Raw genomic sequence first — 5,909 nt, 5'->3', positions numbered from 1 at the left:
TTTTTTTTCAAAAACCACTTGCGGGTCTTAGCGGTAAGCCATAGAACCCCCTTCACCGGCGGCGCTGAGGCGCACGGCGGGGCGCCAGACGGACTGGCCGGGACGCTCGGAAGGGCAGACGGGACGGGAAGCGAGGCAGACATTTTGAGGCAGATCTGGGCGGGCGCGCCGCAAGTTAGGGCGCACTGGTCTGGTTTTTGTCTCTGGCTCTTTGAAATTGCGAGATGAACGAAGAGATATGTGGGCGGTTTGGTCTTAACGACAAGAACGTCTGTATATCGCGCTCCTAGGACTTTCGGGTTCGATGATGGAGTGTCAGCTTCACTGTTTGTCGGACTTCGGTACCTTTGGTACTGATGCACGAGAAACAGTATTCGGGTTCCATGCCGGGACCCGAGTGATGTGCAGAGGTTCGACGTCAAGGTTAGCACAGTAATGTGCTTTCAACTTGAGAGTTTGATCCTGGCTCAGAACGAACGCTGGCGGCAGGCCTAACACATGCAAGTCGAACGAAGCCTTCGGGCTTAGTGGCGGACGGGTTAGTAACGCGTGGGAACGTGCCCTTCACTACGGAATAGTCCCGGGAAACTGGGTTTAATACCGTATACGCCCTTCGGGGGAAAGAATTTCGGTGAGGGATCGGCCCGCGTTAGATTAGGTAGTTGGTGGGGTAATGGCCTACCAAGCCTACGATCTATAGCTGGTTTGAGAGGATGATCAGCAACACTGGGACTGAGACACGGCCCAGACTCCTACGGGAGGCAGCAGTGGGGAATCTTAGACAATGGGGGCAACCCTGATCTAGCCATGCCGCGTGAGTGATGAAGGCCTTAGGGTCGTAAAGCTCTTTCGCCTGTGAAGATAATGACGGTAGCAGGTAAAGAAACCCCGGCTAACTCCGTGCCAGCAGCCGCGGTAATACGGAGGGGGTTAGCGTTGTTCGGAATTACTGGGCGTAAAGCGCGCGTAGGCGGATATTTAAGTCAGAGGTGAAATCCCGGGGCTCAACCCCGGAACTGCCTTTGATACTGGATGTCTTGAGTTCGAGAGAGGTGAGTGGAATTCCGAGTGTAGAGGTGAAATTCGTAGATATTCGGAGGAACACCAGTGGCGAAGGCGGCTCACTGGCTCGATACTGACGCTGAGGTGCGAAAGTGTGGGGAGCAAACAGGATTAGATACCCTGGTAGTCCACACCGTAAACGATGAATGCCAGTCGTCGGCAAGTATACTTGTCGGTGACACACCTAACGGATTAAGCATTCCGCCTGGGGAGTACGGTCGCAAGATTAAAACTCAAAGGAATTGACGGGGGCCCGCACAAGCGGTGGAGCATGTGGTTTAATTCGAAGCAACGCGCAGAACCTTACCAACCCTTGACATCCTGATCGCGGTTACCAGAGATGGTTTCCTTCAGTTCGGCTGGATCAGTGACAGGTGCTGCATGGCTGTCGTCAGCTCGTGTCGTGAGATGTTCGGTTAAGTCCGGCAACGAGCGCAACCCACATCCTTAGTTACCAGCGGTTCGGCCGGGGACTCTAGGGAAACTGCCCGTGATAAGCGGGAGGAAGGTGTGGATGACGTCAAGTCCTCATGGCCCTTACGGGTTGGGCTACACACGTGCTACAATGGCAGTGACAATGGGTTAATCCCAAAAAACTGTCTCAGTTCGGATTGGGGTCTGCAACTCGTCCCCATGAAGTCGGAATCGCTAGTAATCGCGTAACAGCATGACGCGGTGAATACGTTCCCGGGCCTTGTACACACCGCCCGTCACACCATGGGAGTTGGGTCTACCCGACGGCCGTGCGCTAACCTTTTGGGGGCAGCGGACCACGGTAGGCTCAGCGACTGGGGTGAAGTCGTAACAAGGTAGCCGTAGGGGAACCTGCGGCTGGATCACCTCCTTTCTAAGGATGTTTCTAGCAGAATGGCTTGCCACTCTCGTGAAACACTTAGCAGCTACATAGTAGCATAAGATCAACAATAGTTGATCAAACTCGGCCAGGCCGTCCTCATATCTCTTCGTTAAGCAATCACAGGCCTACCGGTCTGTCTGGGTCGGTAGCTCAGGTGGTTAGAGCGCACGCCTGATAAGCGTGAGGTCGGAGGTTCAAGTCCTCCTCGACCCACCACCTCCACTTCTTCTGAAGTGTTGGATATGGGGCCTTAGCTCAGCTGGGAGAGCATCTGCTTTGCAAGCAGAGGGTCATCGGTTCGATCCCGATAGGCTCCACCATTACCTTCGATTAGATCAGAAAGAGCTTTCGAGTTCTTTCTCGTCCAATCGGACAGCGTCGGGTCTCCCCGACGAAATTGACATCGTATAGAGAGATTAAATGCAACATCGTTGATCGCCCAAGTGAGGGTCGATCTCGGTCGTTTCCCGAAAGGGAAGGCGCATTGCGGACCACATTCCCGGTCCAACATGCGTATCGCGGCTGAAAAGATGATGTTGCCCAAGTCAAGTAAACTAACCAAGTTGCGGTTCTGCGGAATTGCAGCGCGTTTCCGATCCCATACAAGATCGGAAGCGGGAAAGTATGCTTTTGGTTCAGGAAGTATAGGGTTGCTCGTACCAGCTGCAGCCCTCGCAGTTTTGCTCTTTCTGGATCAAATCAAGCGCGAGAAGGGCGTTTGGTGGATGCCTTGGCAGTAAGAGGCGATGAAGGACGTGATACTCTGCGATAAGCTATGGGGAGCCGAGAATAGGCTTTGATCCATGGATTTCCGAATGGGGGAACCCACCTGACAGTTTGATATTGTTACCTCGGTAATCAATATCTTGCTGAAACAGGTACTTTTAACCTGAACACATAGGGTTTTAAGAGCAAACCCGGGGAACTGAAACATCTAAGTACCCGGAGGAAAGGACATCAATAGAGACTCCCCTAGTAGCGGCGAGCGAACGGGGACCAGCCGAGCCATGAGAGTGACTGGAACAGATTGGAAAGTCTGGCCATAGTGGGTGACAGCCCCGTACAGGAAGCTCAATTGGACGTATTAAGTAGGGCGGAACACGTGAAATTCTGTCTGAAGATCGGGGGACCACCCCCGAAGGCTAAGTACTCCTTACTGACCGATAGCGAACCAGTACCGTGAGGGAAAGGTGAAAAGCACCCCGACGAGGGGAGTGAAACAGTTTCTGAAACCGGACGCCTACAAGCAGTCGGAGGGACCTCGAGTCCTGACGGCGTACCTTTTGTATAATGGGTCATCGACTTGGTCTTACGAGCAAGCTTAAGCCGTTAGGTGTAGGCGCAGCGAAAGCGAGTCTTAATAGGGCGTTGAGTTCGTGGGATCAGACCCGAAACCGAGTGATCTAGGCATGACCAGGATGAAGGTAAGGTAACACTTACTGGAGGTCCGAACCCACACCTGTTGAAAAAGGTCGGGATGAGTTGTGCCTAGGGGTGAAAGGCCAATCAAACTCGGAGATAGCTGGTTCTCTGCGAAATCTATTTAGGTAGAGCGTCATCCGAATACCCCGGGGGGTAGAGCACTGGATGGGTAATGGGGCCCCACAGGCTTACTGATCCTAACCAAACTCCGAATACCCGGGAGTACTAGATGGCAGACACACTGCGGGTGCTAACGCCCGTAGTGGAGAGGGAAACAACCCTGACCTCCGGCTAAGGCCCCTAATTCATGGCTAAGTGGGAAAGCAGGTGGGACGACCAAAACAACCAGGAGGTTGGCTTAGAAGCAGCCATCCTTTAAAGATAGCGTAACAGCTCACTGGTCTAGATAAGTTGTCCTGCGGCGAAGATGTAACGGGGCTCAAGCCATGAGCCGAAGCCGAGGATGCCGTAAGGCATGGTAGCAGAGCGTGGTGTGATATAGCTTCATGCCTCCTTAGATCCTTCGGGATCATTGGAGGCTCGAAGCTTTCTGTGAAGCGGGCGCGTGAGCGATCCCGTGGAGAGATCACCAGTGAGAATGATGACATGAGTAGCGACAAACAGGGTGAGAGACCCTGTCGCCGAAAGTCCAAGGGTTCCTGCTTAAAGCTAATCTGAGCAGGGTAAGCCGACCCCTAAGGCGAGGCCGAAAGGCGTAGTCGATGGGAACCAGGTTAATATTCCTGGGCCAGAGAGAAGTGACGGATCGCAAAGGTCGTTCATCCTTATCGGATTGAATGGGCGGCTCAGCGGTCCCTGGAAATAGCCTCTCATTAGATCGTACCCTAAACCGACACAGGTGGACTGGTAGAGAATACCAAGGCGCTTGAGAGAACGATGTTGAAGGAACTCGGCAAAATACCTCCGTAAGTTCGCGAGAAGGAGGCCCAGTTTCTACGCAAGTATTGGCTGGGGGCACAAACCAGGGGGTGGCGACTGTTTACTAAAAACACAGGGCTCTGCGAAGTCGCAAGACGACGTATAGGGTCTGACGCCTGCCCGGTGCCTGAAGGTTAAAAGGAGGGGTGCAAGCTCTGAATTGAAGCCCAGGTAAACGGCGGCCGTAACTATAACGGTCCTAAGGTAGCGAAATTCCTTGTCGGGTAAGTTCCGACCTGCACGAATGGCGTAACGACTTCCCCGCTGTCTCCAACATCGACTCAGCGAAATTGAATTGCCTGTCAAGATGCAGGCTTCCCGCGGTTAGACGGAAAGACCCCGTGCACCTTTACTACAGCTTCACACTGGCATCAGGCACAACATGTGCAGGATAGGTGGTAGGCTTTGAAGCAGGAACGCCAGTTCCTGTGGAGCCTTCCTTGAGATACCACCCTTGTTCTGCTTGATGTCTAACCGCGACCCATTATCTGGGCCCGGGACCCTGTGTGGCGGGTAGTTTGACTGGGGCGGTCGCCTCCCAAAGAGTAACGGAGGCGCGCGAAGGTTGGCTCAGAGCGGTCGGAAATCGCTCGTTGAGTGCAATGGCAGAAGCCAGCCTGACTGCAAGACTGACAAGTCGAGCAGAGACGAAAGTCGGCCATAGTGATCCGGTGGTCCCGAGTGGAAGGGCCATCGCTCAACGGATAAAAGGTACGCCGGGGATAACAGGCTGATACTGCCCAAGAGTCCATATCGACGGCAGTGTTTGGCACCTCGATGTCGGCTCATCTCATCCTGGGGCTGGAGCAGGTCCCAAGGGTATGGCTGTTCGCCATTTAAAGAGGTACGTGAGCTGGGTTTAGAACGTCGTGAGACAGTTCGGTCCCTATCTGCCGTGGGTGTAGGATACTTGAGAGGAGTTGCCCCTAGTACGAGAGGACCGGGGTGAACGATCCACTGGTGGACCTGTTATCGTGCCAACGGTAGTGCAGGGTAGCTATGATCGGAAAGGATAACCGCTGAAGGCATCTAAGCGGGAAGCCCCCCTCAAAACAAGGTATCCCTGAGGGCCGTGGAAGACCACCACGTCGATAGGCCGGAGATGTAAGTGCGGTAACGCATTCAGTTGACCGGTACTAATTGCCCGATAGGCTTGATTTGATCCAGTAAAAGCAAAACTGCTCTTACTAGAACAAAAGCATACACATACAACTTACTTGACTTGGTCTCGCGCTCATTTAGCCGAATAGGCGGTAGCGCAGAAAATAAGCTCTTTCTTCGGTTTGGTGGTCACAGCGTCAGTGAAACACCCGATCCCTTCCCGAACTCGGCCGTTAAGCACGATTGCGCCAATGGTACTGCGTCTCAAGACGTGGGAGAGTAGGTCACCGCCAAACCTAATAAAGAGCTTGAACAAATATCTCTCTAAACGATGAAAACACCCCACACGAACATATCTTCGCCCGTGGGGCCAGGCCGCAAAGGCCAGATCGGGGTCAATACCGTCCCCAAACTCAGTGCTCAAGCCCACAGGCCGTAGCACAACATATTGTCGCGGGGTGGAGCAGCCCGGTAGCTCGTCAGGCTCATAACCTGAAGGTCGTAGGTTCAAATCCTACCCCCGCAACCA

Annotated in this window: 3 tRNA genes and 3 rRNA genes; all 6 read left to right on the top strand. The window is 53.6% G+C overall.

The annotated features are described in order from the left end of the window. Positions 1–444: 444 nt before the first annotated feature. The 6 genes from C8N42_RS20745 (at position 445) to C8N42_RS20720 (ending at position 5,909) form a co-directional block, all read left to right on the top strand. Positions 445–1,909 (top strand): 16S ribosomal RNA (locus C8N42_RS20745). 148 nt (positions 1,910–2,057) lie between these two features. Continuing rightward, a tRNA-Ile gene (locus tag C8N42_RS20740) sits at positions 2,058–2,134 on the top strand. A 28-nt stretch (positions 2,135–2,162) separates the two neighbouring features. Continuing rightward, positions 2,163–2,238: transfer RNA gene (locus C8N42_RS20735), tRNA-Ala, on the top strand. Positions 2,239–2,615: 377 nt separating this feature from the next. Next, a 23S ribosomal RNA gene (locus C8N42_RS20730) occupies positions 2,616–5,440 on the top strand. 121 nt (positions 5,441–5,561) lie between these two features. Beyond that, positions 5,562–5,676: ribosomal RNA gene (gene rrf / locus C8N42_RS20725) — 5S ribosomal RNA — on the top strand. Together the 16S, 23S and 5S rRNA genes with 3 tRNA genes alongside form the textbook arrangement of a ribosomal RNA operon. A gap of 156 nt (positions 5,677–5,832) precedes the next feature. Beyond that, positions 5,833–5,909 (top strand) — tRNA-Met (locus C8N42_RS20720).

This window comes from Celeribacter persicus (genome assembly GCF_003050785.1).
Classification (GTDB): Bacteria; Pseudomonadota; Alphaproteobacteria; order Rhodobacterales; family Rhodobacteraceae; genus Celeribacter; species Celeribacter persicus.
The sequence above is the reverse complement of the archived record's forward strand: the minus strand, read 5'-3'. Positions and strand labels throughout refer to the sequence as shown.